Here is an 18,308-nt window from a genome sequence, read left to right as displayed (position 1 = left end):
TGTTGGATTATGCCCTTTTCGTCACACCATTGCGACCAGCTGTCGGCGACAAGCCACTGCTACTGCCCCTGGTCCAGAAAACGATCTTTGTGGTGTGCTACTGCTGCGTGAAGCCATTGAATAAAGGCCTGAAACCGCGCCTGACTCCGGGTTTCTTTGTGGGTAGCCAGCCAAAACGTGCGCTTGATGGTAATAGCGTTTGCAAGAATACGTACCAACTCACTGTTCTGTGCGGCCAGAAATTTGGGTAAGATCCCCACTCCAGCACCATGGGATAACATTTGATACTGTGCATTAATACTGGTACTGCGCAAGGCGGGAAGTTGTGCGAGAGCGGTTTCCTCGAAGAACTTAAGTTGGGGGGCATAAATCAGATCAGGCACATAACTCACGAGCGTGAACGGACTTAAGTCGCCAACGTTCTCGGGTACTCCCTTCTCTTCCAGTAAGCGCCCGTGAGCGTACAAGTTAAGTTGATAGTCAGTTAACTTCTCTGTGGTCAACAACCCTTTTGTCGGACGCTCCAGGAGAATGGCAATATCAGCTTCCCTTTTGTTTAAATTGAGAAAACCACTGGTGGCCACAAGCTCAATGCAAATCGCCGGATATCGCTGTTTAAAATCAGCCAGCAGTGGCGCTAAAAAACCGCTACCAAACCCTTCTGACACGCTAACCCGAATAGTGCCGGCCAAATGTGAACGCTCATCGTTGAGCTCGTTTTGCGCTTCTATCAGAAAATGCTCAGCTTTTTCAGCATACCGTACCAATCGTTGGCCCTGATCGGTGAGAATGTAACCTCGTTTCGTCAATTCAAACAAAGAACAATTTAATGCATCCTCCAGCTTTTTTACACGCCGTATTAATGTGGTTGCATCCACACCCTCGCCCTTAGCTGCAATAGATACACGACCATTTCTGGCCACCGCGAGAAACAACCTCATATCGTCCCAGTTCACACCAACTCCTGTAAAATTACAGCACATGGCTGCAAGTATATGCCTTGATAATGAAAACACAACGTTTCAATATTGTTAAAAATTTGAACTGAGACTTGGCAATGCGACATATCCCACACTTTATTAATGGCGAAACCTATTCTTCAGCAGCCGAAAGTACAGCAGAGGTATTTGCCCCCAACACTGGCGGTGTACAGGCCAGCGTGCCCCTTGCTGATGACACAACTCTCCAGCTGGCAGTAGACAGCGCCCGTCGGGCACAATCTGCGTGGAGTACGGTCAACCCTCAACGCCGTGCACGGGTCATGTTTGCGTTTAAAGCTCTGGTTGAGCAACATAAAGATCGTTTAGCGGGACTGCTCTCCAGCGAACACGGAAAAGTACTCAGCGATGCTCATGGCGATATTCAAAGGGGCCTTGAAGTGATCGAATTCGCCTGTGGTATTCCTCACGCACAAAAAGGGGAATACACCGACAGTGCGGGGCCGGGTATTGATGTGTACTCCATGCGACAGCCCTTGGGTATAGTTGCCGGTATAACCCCTTTCAACTTTCCCGCCATGATCCCTATGTGGATGTTCGGTGTAGCTATCGCTTGCGGAAATTGCTTCATACTCAAACCGTCTGAACGCGACCCGTCCGTGCCACTGGAACTAGCGAAACTGATGATTGAAGCTGGTTTACCACCGGGCGTGCTCAACGTGGTGCACGGCAATAAATCAGCAGTTGATGGTATTTTAGATCACCCCGACATTAAAGCGGTAAGTTTTGTTGGCTCTTCTGATATTGCCAACTACGTCTACGAACGAGGAGCGCGCGCTGGCAAACGTATTCAGGCCATGGGCGGGGCTAAAAATCACGGTATTGTCATGCCAGATGCCGACCTCGATCAGGTTGTAACCGACCTGGTTGGTGCTGCATTCGGTTCTGCGGGAGAGCGTTGTATGGCCTTGCCCGTGGTTGTACCTGTAGGTGAAGAAACCGCAGAAAAATTAAAAGCAAAACTCATTCCCGCCATTAAAGCCATCACCGTAAGTACGTCAGATGACCCTGCTGCACACTATGGTCCGGTGGTGACCTCGGCCCATAAAGCCCGTGTAGAAGCATACATCGATATGGCCATTTCCGAGGGTGCGGAGTTGGTTTACGACGGCCGGACATTGCAGATTCCCAAAGAGAGTGAGGGCTACTTTATTGGCCCGACGTTCTTCGACCGGGTCAACCAATCCATGGTGTCCTATCAGGAAGAAATATTTGGCCCTGTATTACAAATGGTTCGGGCCAATGACTTTAATCACGCCGTGGAGCTGGCCAGTAACCACCAGTATGGAAATGGCGTTGCCATTTACACGCGCAATGGTCATGCCGCCCGGGAATTTGCTCAGCGGGTCAACGTCGGTATGGTGGGTATCAATGTGCCTATCCCTGTGCCTGTGGCTTACCACACTTTCGGTGGTTGGAAACGCTCTGCCTTCGGTGACACCAACCAACACGGCATGGAAGGAGTGAAGTTCTGGACCAAAATTAAAACCATTACCCAGCGCTGGCCAGACGGCGCAGATAGTAATGACAACACCTTTCTTATACCAACGATGGGGTAACCGGAACATGCAGTTTTCGCTCACCGAAGAACAACAGTTTATCGTCGACTCTGCCGCCCGGTTTACGGCTGATAAAATATCGCCCTTTGCAGCCCAATGGGACGAAACACACACATTGCCAAGAACAGTTTTAAGAGAGGCGGCAGAGCTCGGCTTCGGTGCAATATACGTAAGTGAAGCCTCTGGCGGAATTGGTATTGGCCGCTTAGAAGCCGCGCTTATTATGGAGGAAATGGCGTACGGGTGCCCATCAACTGCCGCGTTTGTATCTATTCACAATATGGCATGTAAAATGATTGACAGTTATGCCACTGAAGACGTTAAAAACGCGTACTTACCACACCTTATCACCATGGATATGTTGGCCAGCTATTGCTTAACAGAACCGGGAGCAGGATCCGACGCAGCGTCGTTGAAGACGTCGGCGAAACGTCAGGGCGATCACTACATAGTAAATGGTTCAAAGGCGTTTATCTCCGGTGCCGGCGAAAGCGAGGTGTATTTGGTCATGTGTCGTACCGGAGACGATGGTCCCAAGGGAATATCCTGTCTGCTCATTGACAAACACGCCGATGGCGTGAGTTTTGGCGCACAGGAAAAGAAACTGGGCTGGCACTCCCAGCCAACCGCACAGGTAAATTTTGATAACGTAAAGGTACCAGCATCTCATCGGTTAGGTAACGAAGGACAGGGGTTTTCCATAGCCATGGAAGGGTTAGATGGCGGCCGACTCAATATTGCAGCCTGCTCTATTGGTGGTGCCCGTCGCTGTATTGATGAAGCCGTACAATATACCACCGACCGAACCCAGTTTTCGTCCAGAATTATCGATTTCCAAAATACTCAGTTCACCCTTGCGGACATGACAACGGAACTTCACGCAGCCAAAGCGCTGTTGCATCAGGCTTGCGAAAAAGTCACCCACAATGCCCCGGACAAAACCTACTTTGCCGCGATGGCGAAACGCTTTGCCACCGATACCGGCAGCAGTATTGCCGACCGTGCACTACAGCTATTCGGAGGTTACGGTTATCTGATGGATTACCCTATAGAAAGGTTCTGGCGGGATCTTCGGGTTCATTCGATCTTGGAAGGCACAAACCAGATCATGCGCATGATAGTAGCCAGGGAACTAATGAAATAGCTTCCAGCGCCTTACAAAACACAGGAGCGACAGAAATGACATTTATCGCATTTATTGGTTTGGGAAATATGGGCTCAGGGATGGCTAAAAACCTCGTACAGAAGGGGTTCCAGGTTACGGCTTACGACCTGAGCGAACAGGCTTTGCGAAAAGCCCGTGGGTTTGGCTGTCGCACAACGTCGTCAATAGAGGAGGCAGTGAAAGGCGCAAAGGTTGTGGTGTCCATGTTACCCGCGGGTGAACACGTAGACGACGTATATATTAACCATATTATTGGAACAGTAACTAAAGACACCCTGCTTATCGACTGCTCTACCATTGATGTTGCTACGGCACAAAAGGTTGCTGGCGTTGCAGAAAACCATGGGCTGGCCATGGTAGATGCCCCCGTATCAGGCGGTACCGCGGCAGCTCAGGGAGGAACATTAACCTTTATGGTTGGCGGCCATCATACCGCCTTCGACCATGCCAAGCCGGTACTGAACGCCATGGGCAAAAAAGTCGTTCACGCCGGAGGGCACGGCGCAGGTCAAGCGGCAAAGATATGCAACAACATGCTTCTCGCTGCATCAATGATTGCCACTTGTGAGAGCTTTCAGCTTGCACAAAAACTGGGCCTTGACCCACAGGTTTTCTTTGACATCGCCTCTAACGCTTCAGGGCAAACCTGGTCAATGACCACCTACTGCCCGGTAAAAGGGGTTGGCCCGGTAAGTCCGGCAGACAGAGATTTTTCCGGCGGTTTTGCTTCGGCCCTTATGCTCAAAGATCTCGGTCTGGCAATGGCCGGAGCGGCATCGGTTAACGCCACAGTCCCCATGGGAAAAAAAGCTTTGGAGTGGTATCAGGCCCATTGCAAAGAAGGCAATAGCGGGCTTGATTTTTCATCCATTATCAACCGGTTACAGTAACGATAAGCTAGCGATCGCGCTACATCAGACATCGGGTTGCCGAGGGAATACTCGGCGCTTACCAGCTTGATTTAGTGTCACTTTTATACGCCCGCCAAACAAACCCCATACCAATGCTGTAGGTAATATCTCTTTCATATAGGGGGCTGTCCTCATTGGCAGCACCCTGATTGAACTGTACTGACGCACCAAAGAAACCTCGTACCCTGTGCAATAAAGGGAATGAAATGCCCACTGATGCCTCTGACCCAAGGTAACCCCCTTTGCCATTGTAAGCCCGCCTTGTTTCAGTTTGATATTCCGGTGCCACTTCGTAAAAGTAATCGTGGAGCTTTTCTGATGCCCAGGTCATTCTAAATGCGAGGCTAAGCCCGGTATCGGGAAATAACACACCCCTTTGCTGATAACGAAGTGTGGGTTCAAAAACGTATCCACGGGCGTGAATGTCACCCAGATCTGTGGAAAAAACCGCCCTCGCCTGCACCCTTCCCGTAAGTCGGCCTTGACCTCCCCCAGCGAATGCAAAATCTTTGAGTTTATAAATTAACTGGGGGCCGGCTTCAAACAAATAATCCAGTTCCGGCATCCCGCGGCGCACTGAATCATCGTCACTATCAGCTGAAAACGCACCACTGAAGCTCATATCAAGCTCCAACCTGTTGTTCTCCACAAATACTGCCCGTGCTCCGCCATCTCCACCTATACGAAAAATATCGCCCCGGTAAATCGCATAGGGTGCGGCCAAGGCCACGAAATTGCGTTCTTTAGAGGCTGGGTAATTAGGCACTTCAATCATGCCTCCGCCCACGCCGACTTCCCACAGAGGCTGGGCTTCATTGAGGGCTTCAAACCCTGTGAGGTTTCGATTGGGAGAATCACTGGTGTCAGTGCTCGGTACAGCCGCCAATACGGAACCAGACACGCATGCCAGAACCAAGCTTGTGCATAGTAATTTCAAAATCGAACCCTTTTTATTAATGTTGACAATAGAGATTGTAACGACGAGGGATAACGGTTAAAAGAACAAAAGAAAACGCCGACCATAAATATCGTCGGCGTCCTGAACATTGCTAAACTGCGTTACTTCTTCACAAACTCACTGCACAGGCCACTTGTGTTGCGCGTTGATGATAAGCCGTTTCAAGGGATTTCATCATAGGCTTATGGTGATTGATTGTGAGAAGATTTTTCTCAATTCTCGCGGCATCAAATGAAGTAAAAAAAGACTTGAGAAATACCTCATTGGTTTCTTCTCTGATAAGCACCCGCACCCCTGTTTGGACAATAATCTTGTCGTCGGGAAATAATCCCCACTGAGTCGACAGCGCTTTGACTCTCCCTTGGTAAGCTTTCGCCAGAGCCTCGGAACCAGCTAGAACAGAAGGCAAGTTACCCAGTTCAGACAGCGGTAATTTTTCTTTGCCGATGATATACATGTGGTCGTGACTGTAGGGCATTAATTTTTTTGACGCCGGTTCGATAATGGCGATTTGCATGTCTTTTTGCGCGGCTTGCAAATAGGCTAATCCTTCATCGGAGTAGTTGCCAAGCAGCGACAGGTTTAACCTCACCCGGGACTGATCTCGCTTCCCCGACAGAGTAAGTAATTTACTGTCACTCACACTGCTCGGCACGCCTGTATCACACGTTGCCCCTACGCGATAATAGTAATCGCCCTCAGCAGCATTTACAAAAGAAGTAGACGCAACTAATGCAAAAGCAGCGAAATACAAAACCTTTCTCACGACACATCCTTAATTTTAACTAACAAAAAAACGTTACCACAACAAAATCCGTTCCACTGTTTTTAAATAATACCTAAGGATATATTTTAGCAACTTTTGACAAGAACGCCGGTTTCATCTGGCGAGAAAAAGCCCGAACAATGGTTCGGGCTTCAGGCACAACCTACTTCATTCTAAAAGCAATAGCAACGGGCTTGTACTGCGGAGCTGTTATACCGGCATAGGCATTTCCACTTGATTCTAGCCCGGACAGCGCCTACCAGCGTATTACCGATTTGGGAATGTGTATTTCCATTAGTGAAGTGTACTTTCTTTCCAGTATATCGAGAGGTGGCAAATGAGGTGACTTAGAGTATAAATCTGCTTTTTGAAATGCTTTTAGCAAAGGAAGCAAATGCCAGTCATACTCTGATGCTAACTCAAGGTAAGCCATTTCACCGTTTTGTGGCGTGTGCCATGGATAAAATGAATGATAGCGAAGTAAATACAATCCGTAGGGGTGAATCTCGCTGCCCTTTGCCATTACTTCGTAAATATACTCATCGTGCCCCCAGGTCATATCCACAGCATCAAAACCACAGTGTTTCGAGTACATGCCAAAGTGTGTTTGCGTATCGGTCTCATACATACCATAGTCTTGCGCTTTTTTATAAAAACCTTTGCTGTAAAAGACATTCGCACTGGCAAAGGGAGCGCCGACCGGATAGGTATCTCCCACAACGGCCCATTGGGGCAAGCAACCAAATTCGGGGAGCAGCATCACTTTACCCAAATCGTGAATAAAACCAACGAGGGGAAACCATGACCAGTCTTCGACTTCCGGGTAGAAGGCTTTTAGGTTTTTTCCTTTAAACGCGGCTCGTCTTTGCTCTGGCAATGCCAGCCAGGTTTGTTTAGTAAACAACGACTCTATATCGAGATCGTCTCGCAATGTGTGTTCATCGCCCATGGCATAATCGCAAATAGACTCTGCCGACTGATAGGCGTGAATGATTTGCGGTAGATCACTGTCTGGGTCACTCTCATCAACAATACTTTCCAAACGCTTGAACACTTCATATACATGCATTTCTGCCACGTTTAGTGCAAAATATTTTTGCTTATTTTCAAGTACAAATTCCCTTGTCTGATTGATGTGCATATTTTTGTATGTCCGCTGGACCCGATCCTGATGTGCTGAATCCTCATAATTTCTGAACCCGCCAAACGATTCATCAGTATTTGAACTTTGTGGATCTACAGTCGTTGCTTCCAATACACTCATGGTGTTACCTCCCGCTTCTGCCAGTTTTCAGACGCCTGCCCCAGTTCACGACTTGGCAGACCTTTGTGAATATTTTTTTCAATAACTTCCAAAGGAACGCCTTTTGTTTCAGGCACCTTAAGATAGACGAAAACAAATACGGCCATTGCAATGACAGCATAAAGCCCAAAAGCAGCGGTAATACCCAACCCGTTTAAAATGCTTAAGAACGTAGCTGAGACCAGGAAATTTGTAGCCCACTGCACGGCAACAACAAAACTCATACAAGTTCCCCGGGCGCGCAACGGAAAAATTTCTGCAATGAGTAACCAGAATAAAGATCCCAAGCTTATGCAGTAGCCAATAATGAAAGCAGTGAGGCTTGCCAATGCAAAGTAAGCAGTTGTTGATGTGAGTTCACCGGATAACAGACCAATCAGCGATATTAGGCTACACGCCGCCATCGCCGACCCGATAAGCAAAAACTTGCGACGGCCGAGTTTATCGATAAATAGCAAGGTAACGACGGTAAATACAAAGTTAGTAACACCCAAGCCCAAGGTACCAAAAATCTGCGTCATAGCACTTGAAAAACCAATGTTCTTCATGATGTACGGGCCGTAGTACATCACAGTATTAATCCCCATTAGCTGCTGACCCATTCCCAGCACCAAGCCGATAACCAGCACGGGGCGTAACCAGGGCTGAAAGATATCCATGAATCCCATTTTCTGGGTATCAGGCGTATTCACAATCAGGCTCAGCTCGTGTTCAGCTTTAGCTTTATCCTGCCTGAGCTTTCTCAGTACCTTTCTCGCGTCATCAGTGCGGCCTTTGCTGGCAAGCCATTTAGGCGACTCAGGTAACATCATCATACCTGTAGTGAGGATGACAGCTGGCACAATGCCACTTAAAATCATCATTCGCCAGTCGCCATCAGCGGTATACGAATAATTCACCAAAAAAGCGATAACTTGGCCGCCTGTAAGAAACGCGCCGTTCCACAGCACCAACTTCCCTCTCGATGTTGCCGGTGCCATTTCCGCAATATAAAGGGGTGTTGTAAAACTTCCCATCCCTATGGCGAAACCGAGGATGAAGCGCCCGAAGATCAAAGTCATCACCGAGGGCGCATAAGCCGCAATTAAAGTCCCAACAACAAAAATACACCCAGTGATGAGCAAGACAAACCTGCGTCCTAATTTGTCTGTTGCTCTGCCGCTGCAAAGCGCACCAAATAACGCACCAAGGGCACAGGCACTAACAATGAGTTCGATGTCGCCATCCTTTGCTGCAAACTCGCTTTGCACAAAGGGGGCAGCACCGGCAATGATGGCTGTATCAAAACCAAAAAGCAGTCCGCACGTAGCGGAGATACAAATGGTGATAAGTAAGTATGGGTTAAATTTATCCATGATTTCTTCCATTATTGTCGGACCTGACGAATTGGCCTGTCCAATAATTACATTTAACAGGAAAACTTTAAACCTTTTATTAACAAAAAATCTAAAAACACATCCGCAAAACAACACAAATTACTGATAATATTTGACTTTCATTTTTTCAAAAAAATAAGTTGTTGCTGAAAAAAATGCTGGCGAAACGGAATGCACAACAACTTTGGCCTTACCTATAGATTCAAAATGACCCATAGAATATGAGAAGTTACGTTGCTGCCTTGTTTTTCTCGCGATGGCTTAATCAAGAAGTCTAAAAGCGGTGGCATACAAAACGTGATAGCCTTACCAGCAAATGTGATAGCAATATTTTGCTTACCAACGCGCATTTTTTGCGCGAGTCACCTTTATAGCCTTTTTTCAGGCTTTCATTTTTAAGGAGTTACACTATGTCGCTAAGTACTTGTATAAAAGGAGCATTTTTAGCATTTACATTGGCAGGTTCAGCGCAAGCCACGACCTCACTTCAGGATATCGCCGGCGCAATGGGCAAAAAAGGACAAACCACCGCACAGCCAACGGCTTCAGATACAGTAGATTACTCGTCAGAAATCTCCAGCCTGCTTGGCCAGGTAACGTCAAACCTCAATGTCAGTGAAAAACAAGCGGAAGGTGGACTTGCCTCCGTATTTAACTATGTTAAAAACAATGTATCGACGGATGATTTTGGCAACATAGCCAACAGCATCCCAGGCCTAGATGGTTTGCTGTCTGCCGTGCCGTCTGCTTCAGGCAGTAGCGGTCAGTCAACTGCGAATACACTGTCTGGACTGATGGACAAAGCCTCAGAATACAGCAGCTCGGTAAAGTCTGTTAACGACATAAAAAAACAATTTGAAGCCTTGGGTTTAACGCCGGATATGATTGGTCAGTTTGTCAGCCAAATTAGCACCTGGCTAAACAAAGAAGACAAACCGGAAACACAATCGCTGTTTGAATCCGGCATGGAAGGCCTGCTTTCCGCGCTGTAAATATGACTGGCGGAAAATGTGGTTCTGCTTTGCCCGCACAAAACGTATAAAAAAGGCGGTGATGTTTTTTACATACCGCCTGATACAAGGTTAAAAAGCGTCACTAATGATGACCACCACAACAACTATCGTCGTGTTCCGCCCAGTTTTTTAGCTTGCTGGTTTTACCAATTCCCGGATTAAAACTGTTTGTAGGATCAAGTTGCCGATAAAAGGATTTCAACGCGTCTTTCGCGAAATACTCGTGGCCTACATTGTGCTCAGCCGGATACTCAGCACTTCTCGCATCAAAGGTTTCAAGTATTTTATTTTTAAGCGCTTTCGCATCAGTGCCTTTTTTCAACACATAGTTCTGATGCATTACGTGGCAGAACAAATGACCGTAATACAGCTTGGTATCAATTTGACTGTCAATGTCTTCCGGCAGTACCTCGAACCAGTCCGGATCGTTGCGGCGTAGCGCCACATCAATAGTCATCATTGCGCCAACTTCTTTGCTGTGCATTACGTGGTAGCGGCCAATGGCCCCACCAGCAACAAACCGATGCAAAATCGCCTTGTCTGCTTCCTCTTCGGTGCATTCAAAAAAATCACCTTCGTTGTCTTTAAAAAACTGCGTGAGATATGCTCTGGCTTCATCCACCCCATCGTTACTCATTTCCAAAATCCAGTGATGCTGATACCTGTCGCGATACGCTTCCATTCGTGCGGGCAAATGATTGGGGAACAAATAGCTAAAATATTGCATTACACGGTCAGACATCTTATTCGGCAGAAAGCCGAGTTTATCGGTGAAAGCATCAAACTTGCGCTTAAAGGCAAACAACTTGGGAATGAACTTAGCGCCCAGTTTACTTATTACAATGAACATGTCTTTTCCGTACTTTTTCGACACGTCGTAACAATCGCGATGCAGATATTCACCTGAATCAGGCAGATTTTTAAAGGTAGATAAAATATCCCGGCGAATTTTCGTGAACATGGCAGCGTCATTGGACCCCACATAAAACACCTGCTTTTTCTCCGGAATAGGAAAGGTATCAAGACGGACGGCAAAAACTGCCAGTTTACCCGCACATCCAGAAGCTTCGTGAAGTCTGCGTCCGTCATTGTTAAACCGGGACGGCGTATCTGAATCGACATCGCGAACCCGTTGATCATACTCGTTGTCAGAGGCCCTTAATTCCGGATATTCGACATCTGCATCTGTGTATGCCTTGTTTTCGAGGTTGGACAGGATAGTTTCTGGTGTATCACCAAGCTTTATGCCCAGGTTGTTCACCAAAGTTAACTGTCCGTTCTCATCGATTTGCGCATACAATGACATTTCGGTATACGCTGGGCCCCGTTTGACCAGGGCACCACCGGAATTATTACATATGCCTCCCACAATGGATGCACCAATGCAAGAAGAGCCAATAACGGAATGGGGTTCTCGCCCGTAAGGCGCCAGGGTGTCTTCCAAACCAAACAGGGTACTGCCCGCCAGGCCAACAATTTGCTTTCCTTCATCGAGCAGTTGGATGTCATCGATGCGCATTGTACTGATGATAACCAGTGGACGGTCATAATCTTTTCCGTCTGGGGTTGAACCACCAGTTAGGCCTGTGTTTGCGGCCTGCATGATCACGGCAACATCAGCCTCAACACACAACGACAACACTCGCCAAATCTCTACTAACGTACCGGGCCTGACTACTGCCAGAGCTTCTCCGGAGCCAAAACGAAACCCTTTGCAATAAGGTTGTTTTTTCGCTGCATCGGTAAGTAAATGGGATTGCCCCACCACATCACCCAATGCAACAAGCAGAGACTGTGTACGCGTTTGTGTTGTCATTTCTCTCTCTTAGTTGATATCACCGGCAACTTGTGTTGACGGATTATACACTAATCAAAATCAGGACGACGGACAAAAAAGGACAAATTGGCTTAATAATTAATGCGCTGAACGCTGTCTCGCTGAACCTTGCCGATTCCTTGGTACGCTGCCAAATGACTTTTTCGGCTGCTTTGGCTTCTTGGGCTTTTTAGGCGCCCGCAATACCGTTTCCGGTAACGCCTGAGCTGGCTCAAAGCCTGCCAGCGTCTCTCGGGGGAGCAATTTCTGGATCAGCGTTTCAATATCTTTAAGCTGATCAACTTCATCGGCACTCACCAACGACAGCGCTTCGCCACTGGCACCGGCCCGACCTGTGCGTCCAATCCGATGCACGTAGTCTGCGGCTGTGTTTGGCAATTCCAAATTAACAACAATAGGCAGCGCCTCAATGTCAATACCTCTGGCCGCAATGTCAGTTGCCACCAACACGTTTATCTTACCTGATTTAAACTCGCTCAATGCGCGGGTACGCGCGCCCTGGCTTTTATTGCCGTGAATAGCTGCGCTGGGAATACCTGATTGTGTCAGCTTTGTCGCAATGCGATTTGCGCCGTGCTTTGTGCGACTGAACACCAGGGTTTGGTGCCAGTTGTTTTGCTTGATGAGCGCTTTTAATGCCCCCACCTTTTTCGATTTGTCCACGCTAATTAAGCGCTGTTGAATTTCTTCAACGGTTGTATTGGCCGGTGCAGTAGAAATTTTCACGGGGTTTTTGGCAACGGTTTGTGCCAATGTGGTAACGGACTCTGAAAACGTGGCAGAAAAAAGTAACGTCTGGCGTTTAACCGGCAATAGTTTCAAAATGCGTTTAATGTCGTGAATAAAGCCCATATCCAGCATACGGTCAGCCTCGTCGAGCACCAGGGTTTCAAGGGCGTCGAACTTCACAGCGTTTTGCTGATACAAGTCGAGCAATCTACCCGGAGTTGCAACGAGAATGTCTGTGCCTCCGCGCAGGCGCTTCATTTGTGGGTTAATGCCCACTCCGCCAAAGACCACGGTGGTTTTTAAATTCAAAAACTGATTAAACTGGCGAATATTTTCTTCCACCTGTGCGGCCAGCTCACGAGTTGGAGTAAGCACCAGGGCCCGCACCTGATTAGCGCCTGCACTTCGGCCTGCGCTTAATCTCTCCAACAGTGGCAGGGAAAAACCTGCGGTTTTACCAGTGCCGGTTTGCGCTGCCGCCATGACGTCTTGCCCTGACAAGATAACGGGAATAGCTTGTTCCTGAACAGGAGACGGCGACGAATAGCCTTGCGCTGACACCGCTTTTAGCAAGGGCGAACTCAGGCCCAAATGGGAAAATGACATAGCACCTCAAATAATAAGGAAAAAAATGAAGAAAGAGAGAAATACCGGATATCAGAGGGATACCCGTGAATAACGTGACTTTGCCTTAAAGTACTACCACGTCAGCAGCCTGAGGACCTTTGTTACCCTGTTCGATCGTGAACTGAACGTGCTGACCTTCAGCCAATGTCCGGAAACCTTCGGATTTAATAGCGCGGAAATGAACGAATACGTCGTTGCCACCCTCTGTTTGAGAGATAAAACCGAAACCTTTACTTTCGTCGAACCACTTTACGGTACCTGTTACTGTAGACATAGCTAACTCCTAAAAATAATACAGGGAAAAATCCCGATGTGCACAGAAGGGCTATCAGCTTTGGAACAGGCTTTTCAGTAGCGATTTGGAAGTGAAGCAAAAAGACTTACAAAGAACTTATCGAAATTAGCAATACACAAACTTTAATAGAACCTTCGAGAGGCGCAAGCATAATAACAGTCCACAAGCATAATAGCCAGCTTGTTTTTTATACACACCAAAGAATAATCCCCAAAAAAGCAAAGAATAGATTACAATTATCTTATGCGTTAGGGCGTCTGTTTTTTATCTGCGAAATGGCAACGCCTCCCTGGCGAAGGGTAAGTCTCATTCATAGAAAACAAAAGTTGCAGCGCCTGAGGTTATTTGTTGAAAAGTCTTCGTTCCGAAATCGCCGCCATAACACTTGTGTCTATCACGCTCATCAGTGCTCTGATCATGTGGGTATCGCTTAGCGTCTATGAAGATCTCTACGAGAACTTTGTGGCCAAAGAACTTCAGTCACTTTCGACAAATCTGGCGAACGATCTACTCCCATTTATGAATGAACCACCGGGTAATTTCGCCATGCTCAGTATACTCTTGCGCCTGGAAGAGTATGACAATGTGGAATTTGCCCGAGTTTATAATATTCAGGCGGATCTGGTGAGCTCCTACGCGGGCAACGCTATGCTTTCGGATGATTCAGACATCGTTCATCACGACACAATGCTCGACGAGGTCCTCAGTACACTTCCCTTTGGTTTAAAGGTAAAAAATGGCCATATCCAGGTAGTCCAACAAATCGGTGACCCGGCCTTCAGCCAGGGTAAGCTGGTTATTTCATACCGCATCGCGGAGTCGCTTTCTGCAGGCAAACGCAATTTTTTCGTTGCCGTACTTCCTTTTGTTGTTGCTCTGCTTATCTTGGCTGTGTTTATCGCGCTGGAATTACAGCGGCGGTCACTTCGCCCCTTGTTTAACCTCATTACACAAATGCGCCAAATAGAAGAAACACAGAATTATGCTGTTACCGTAGAAATTAAGGGCAAAACAGAAATTCAGGCCCTGACTCAGGGGTTTAACAGAATGATGTTCGACATTAATAAACAAACGGAATTGAACCGCCAGAAAAACCAGCTTTTGACCAAACAACAGGAACAAATGGAACAGTTAGCCAATTTTGACCCACTCACCGGCTTACCCAACCGCCAGTTCTTAATGAAAACCTTGTCTATTGAGTTGGCCAGAGCAAAACGCAATGAAAGCGACGTAATTGTATTATTTCTCGATCTGGATGGTTTTAAAGTAGTGAATGATTCCTTTGGCCACGATGTTGGCGACAAACTACTTTGTCGTATCGCCGATCTCATCAGTAAAACGCTTCGTGAAGGTGACATCGTTGGTCGCTTGGGCGGCGACGAATTTGTCGTCATTCTTAGTGAGGCCCCAAACCAGGCAGAGTTAGAAAATATTTGCCAGCGACTAGTAGATATTTTAGGCGAACCCCAAAACATAGAACAATGGAAACTGGATACCGGGGTCAGCGTGGGCGTTGCCATGGCAAAAGACTGTGACTATCAATTAAGTATACTGATGAGCAATGCTGACATCGCTATGTATCACGCTAAACGCAACGGCCGGGGACAGTTTACATTGTTTACCCGGATGATGCAGAACGACAATAAGCGCATCATCCACATAGCTTCTAGTATTACCAGTGCTATTGACAACGACGAATTTTATCTCGTTTACCAGCCTAAAGTTAATCACAATTCTGCCATTCAGGGTTTCGAAGCACTCCTGCGTTGGTACAACCCTTATTTGGGCCTCGTATCACCCGGAGAATTTATACCTATCGCAGAACAGAGCGATAAAATCGCACAGATCACAAAATGGGTAGTAAACCAGGTTTGTACCGATTTACCCCGAATTCAAAAACAGTACGGCGGACACGTTGTGGTTTCGTTAAATCTATCAGCCTCTGATCTCTCCGATGATTCGGTTACCGATTTTACGCTTCAACGGGTCGCTCAACTCGGCGATCTTGCGCAGTTCATCGAATTTGAAATTACCGAATCGGCGTATTTAAAAAGTTTTCAATCGGGGAATATCTTTTTCGAAAAAGCCAGGTCATTGGACTGTAAGATTGCCTTGGACGACTTCGGCACTGGCTATTCATCTCTCAGTTATCTAACTGAATTCAATATAGATACGCTAAAAATTGACCGTCAGTTCGTCAGTCAAATAGGCATTTCAGAACGTTCGGAACTCATCACTGATACCATCATAAATATGGCTGTGCACTTGAAGCTTGAAGTTTGTGCGGAAGGTGTGGAAACCGAGCAGCAGGCAGCATTTTTAAAGAAGCATGGCTGCCATCTGTTACAAGGTTTTTATTTTGGTAAACCTGAACCCCTGAACAAAGAAAAAACTTACCCCGCGTTGCAGTAAAAGACTTTGCGCTGTTTACCCTTGCTGTCTAGAGCTAAAGAGAACCGTAAGTTGCTCAGGAATAGTCACATCTGCCGGCAAATAGCCTACGGCGCCTTTATGTTCAAGCAAATACTGCAGCATTTGCTCAGTCGACTCCACTTCAACAGGAGCTCTATGTCTTCCACTGAATCGCATTTGTGCCCAGTACGACTGAATTCTCGCTTCAGTAAGCCCCACAACTAACGTGTTAAACACGTGCCGGGCTTCCTCACCGGGTTTCAATACAACAGGCTCAAACACATTGCTTGCGCCCCCCATAAACAGATTTCGAATTTCGTGTTTTTTCATCGGCGGTGGCTTTTCCATATTTGTAACAACAATGATTTGCTTAGCCGCCAGCGCTTTTGATACTGGCCATAGCACGAAACTGATAACAAGGAAAAAAAAGAGTGCTTTCATTAAAATACCCACTCCATCCCAACCTGATATAATGTCGCTTTGCGATTGAACGCACTATTTTCGATTTCAAAATAAGAGCTTTTCCCACTTTTACCATCGAGAAGTGTCACTTCTGCCTTGAATGCTATATCCGTAGAATAATTCCACCGGGTAGTAAATGTAACTGAGTCGAGATCATCGGAAGGCAAACTGCGGTATAGCTCGTCAACACCAAATGAAAGTGCATCTAACTGCGGATTGATACCAATCGGAATGGCATTTTCCAACAGGTTTAACGTTTGCTTGGAATGAGCAAAGGTTACCAAAAACTGAAAATCATTGTGGTAGGTGCCAATCGTTGCGTAGTAATTATCAATTCCCGCTAATACAGCAATATCAGAGGTTACTTTCATGCGTTCTGCTGAAAAAAACCAGTCGAGGCTATCGTATGATACGCCCATGATAAAAGTGTCTGCGGAGCCGTCTAACGCAAAAAAATCAGCAATATCACTAAAACCAGCCTGATTCAGACCCGCAACAAGCTGATGGATGCCCTCCACGTCTGCATCCACTTCTTCTGTGCTCAGAGTCGCAGCCCTGAGTTGCCAACCGCCATAATTTACTTCAACCACACCGCCATAAAGCGCATCGACAGATAGATTAAACGTTTCGCCGCTGTTCTCGAAATCTGTGTTAAATCCACCGTAATACCCTTCCACATCGATGTAGACTTCATCAATACTCAACTGATACCGTGCTATAGCGCCTTCGAAGTTAGAAAAGAACAAATAGCTGCCGTACAGCTGCTGCGGTGCAGAAAGCCATGGATAGGCAAACCCGACATCGATGACATCTGAGTATTTGAGGTAGGGCGTTCTGAGTTTGCCCACGAGCAGTTTCAGGTTGTCTGTAGGCTTATAGGTGAGGTACGCCCATTCAATACCTGAATCCCTATTGCTATCACTGTGCAGTAACAGCTGTGCAGACGCTGACCACGTATCAGTAAGTCGATAGTCTCCCTGTAGAGCGAAGAGCGACTTCTCTGAGAAGCGAATACTGTTGTCATACCCTTCAAAGGATGCGTCACTGGTATCCAGTACGCCACCAATAACCCGAGCGAAACCAGACAGTGCAAACCGGTCTGATTCTTGTGCCATGGTATCTGTAGCAATACTAAGGCAAATAAATACTGCCCCAAATTTAAAAACTTTCACCATTGTTGTCACGAATACCAATACATATAGAATATAGTTAATATGATGAAAGAGTAGCAATCTAAAGGGATTTTGCCAGCAAACTTAGGTATGGATAACCAGGGCGTGGTATTGTCGCCCTGGTGCGAAGGATACGAATTATGGCAAGGGAAGCGAGCTACTGCGACACAGCGGATATCGCCAAAAAGCACTCAAAAGCTCTTTATTACACTTACCACGAAAGACTCTGAACCTGGGTTCGTATCGCCCAATCCGCCATTGGAGATATGTCCTACCTCCGCTTCTATGGCCCAATCACTATCGAGGTGATACCGGCCAGACAATGCCGAATAAAACTCCATGGTATCACCCAGTTCCTCCGCAGAATCCATCAGACCTGCGTGAAAGCTGAAACGCACTGACCAGGGCCAATTTTCATACAAATCTTTGGCTAACCCGGCGGCAAAATAGCGCTGACCTTCGTCTGCCCAGATCATCAGTATAGTGGGCCTAACACCGTAATGCTCATCAAGTGGCCGCAGCGTATAGGCGATGTGGATCGCGCTTCGATCTGCATCATCCATCAGGCTCCATATAGCCGCGCCGGTTTTTAATTCCGCCATGGGTCGGCTATAAGCAGTTGGAGCAAGGGTTAAGAACAAAAACGTAACTACAACAATTAACGTGTATTTCATCTGTGTTTTCCAGTTTGAGTGTTAGTGCGACCTGCCGGCCAAGTAACACAC

At 47.0% G+C, this 18,308-nt stretch carries 16 protein-coding genes; 5 read left to right on the top strand and 11 right to left on the bottom strand.

Annotation, left to right across the window (positions count from 1 at the left end; translation table 11 throughout):
• Nucleotides 1-59: 59 nt before the first annotated feature.
• Nucleotides 60-956, bottom strand: a complete 897-nt coding sequence (locus KO518_RS05245) for a LysR family transcriptional regulator (RefSeq protein WP_216024794.1) — start codon at nt 954-956, stop codon at nt 60-62.
• A gap of 101 nt (nt 957-1,057) precedes the next feature.
• On the opposite strand from KO518_RS05245, the gene KO518_RS05240 reads away from it, so the two are divergent.
• From KO518_RS05240 to mmsB, 3 genes are read left to right on the top strand one after another with little or no spacing between them, the layout of a single operon-like run.
• Entirely contained in the window at nt 1,058-2,557 is a 1,500-nt protein-coding gene (locus KO518_RS05240; protein ID WP_216024793.1) for a CoA-acylating methylmalonate-semialdehyde dehydrogenase, read from the top strand.
• Between the two features lie 7 nt (nt 2,558-2,564).
• Nucleotides 2,565-3,701 carry an acyl-CoA dehydrogenase family protein gene (locus KO518_RS05235; RefSeq protein WP_216024792.1) on the top strand — a complete coding sequence of 379 codons (1,137 nt, stop codon included), beginning with the start codon at nt 2,565-2,567 and terminating at the stop codon, nt 3,699-3,701.
• Nucleotides 3,617-4,612, top strand: coding sequence for a 3-hydroxyisobutyrate dehydrogenase (mmsB, locus tag KO518_RS05230; protein WP_256444408.1), 996 nt, complete (start codon nt 3,617-3,619; stop codon nt 4,610-4,612). The genes KO518_RS05235 and mmsB overlap by 85 nt, the downstream gene beginning before the upstream one ends.
• A 58-nt stretch (nt 4,613-4,670) precedes the next feature.
• On the opposite strand, the gene KO518_RS05225 is transcribed toward mmsB, so the two are convergent.
• From KO518_RS05225 to KO518_RS05210, 4 genes are all read right to left on the bottom strand, one after another.
• Nucleotides 4,671-5,570: a MipA/OmpV family protein gene (locus tag KO518_RS05225; RefSeq protein WP_252735958.1), complete on the bottom strand. Its 900-nt coding sequence runs from the start codon at nt 5,568-5,570 to the stop codon at nt 4,671-4,673.
• Nucleotides 5,571-5,700: 130 nt separating this feature from the next.
• A complete protein-coding gene (locus KO518_RS05220; RefSeq protein WP_216024790.1) occupies nt 5,701-6,357 on the bottom strand; it encodes a hypothetical protein in 657 nt (218 codons plus the stop codon).
• 256 nt (nt 6,358-6,613) lie between these two features.
• Complete coding sequence (locus tag KO518_RS05215; protein ID WP_216024789.1) at nt 6,614-7,621, bottom strand: inositol oxygenase; 1,008 nt, start codon at nt 7,619-7,621, stop codon at nt 6,614-6,616.
• On the bottom strand, nt 7,618-9,015 hold the full coding sequence (locus KO518_RS05210) for a sugar porter family MFS transporter (protein ID WP_216024788.1): 1,398 nt from the start codon (nt 9,013-9,015) through the stop codon (nt 7,618-7,620). Before KO518_RS05210 ends, KO518_RS05215 begins: the two co-directional genes overlap by 4 nt.
• Before the next feature lie 431 nt (nt 9,016-9,446).
• On the opposite strand from KO518_RS05210, the gene KO518_RS05205 reads away from it, so the two are divergent.
• Nucleotides 9,447-10,028, top strand: coding sequence for a DUF2780 domain-containing protein (locus KO518_RS05205; RefSeq protein WP_216024787.1), 582 nt, complete (start codon nt 9,447-9,449; stop codon nt 10,026-10,028).
• 103 nt (nt 10,029-10,131) lie between these two features.
• Here the strand turns inward: KO518_RS05205 and dld are convergent, their stop codons facing one another.
• The 3 genes from dld to KO518_RS05190 form a co-directional block, all read right to left on the bottom strand.
• The gene (gene dld / locus KO518_RS05200) at nt 10,132-11,865 is read right to left on the bottom strand and encodes a D-lactate dehydrogenase (RefSeq protein ID WP_216024786.1); all 1,734 of its coding nucleotides are present in this window, start codon (nt 11,863-11,865) and stop codon (nt 10,132-10,134) included.
• Nucleotides 11,866-11,964: 99 nt separating this feature from the next.
• Nucleotides 11,965-13,221, bottom strand: a complete 1,257-nt coding sequence (locus KO518_RS05195; RefSeq protein WP_216024785.1) for a DEAD/DEAH box helicase — start codon at nt 13,219-13,221, stop codon at nt 11,965-11,967.
• An 85-nt stretch (nt 13,222-13,306) separates the two neighbouring features.
• Nucleotides 13,307-13,516: a cold-shock protein gene (locus KO518_RS05190; RefSeq protein WP_216024784.1), complete on the bottom strand. Its 210-nt coding sequence runs from the start codon at nt 13,514-13,516 to the stop codon at nt 13,307-13,309.
• Nucleotides 13,517-13,885: 369 nt separating this feature from the next.
• Here KO518_RS05190 and KO518_RS05185 point away from each other — a divergent pair, with 369 nt between their 5' ends.
• Nucleotides 13,886-15,949 carry a bifunctional diguanylate cyclase/phosphodiesterase gene (locus KO518_RS05185; RefSeq protein ID WP_252735956.1) on the top strand — a complete coding sequence of 688 codons (2,064 nt, stop codon included), beginning with the start codon at nt 13,886-13,888 and terminating at the stop codon, nt 15,947-15,949.
• Between the two features lie 15 nt (nt 15,950-15,964).
• Here KO518_RS05185 and KO518_RS05180 read toward each other — a convergent pair whose 3' ends face one another.
• The 3 genes from KO518_RS05180 to KO518_RS05170 form a co-directional block, all read right to left on the bottom strand.
• Nucleotides 15,965-16,390, bottom strand: coding sequence for a hypothetical protein (locus KO518_RS05180; protein ID WP_216024783.1), 426 nt, complete (start codon nt 16,388-16,390; stop codon nt 15,965-15,967).
• On the bottom strand, nt 16,390-17,526 hold the full coding sequence (locus KO518_RS05175) for a hypothetical protein (protein ID WP_216024782.1): 1,137 nt from the start codon (nt 17,524-17,526) through the stop codon (nt 16,390-16,392). Before KO518_RS05175 ends, KO518_RS05180 begins: the two co-directional genes overlap by 1 nt.
• Before the next feature lie 248 nt (nt 17,527-17,774).
• Nucleotides 17,775-18,257 (bottom strand): acyloxyacyl hydrolase, encoded by a 483-nt coding sequence (locus KO518_RS05170; RefSeq protein WP_216024781.1) that lies wholly within the window; start codon nt 18,255-18,257, stop codon nt 17,775-17,777.
• Between the last annotated feature and the right edge of the window lie 51 nt (nt 18,258-18,308).

The organism is Aestuariibacter sp. A3R04, from assembly GCF_018860805.1.
Taxonomy (GTDB): domain Bacteria; phylum Pseudomonadota; class Gammaproteobacteria; order Enterobacterales; family Alteromonadaceae; genus Alteromonas.
This window is presented reverse-complemented; position numbering and strand designations above follow the sequence as displayed.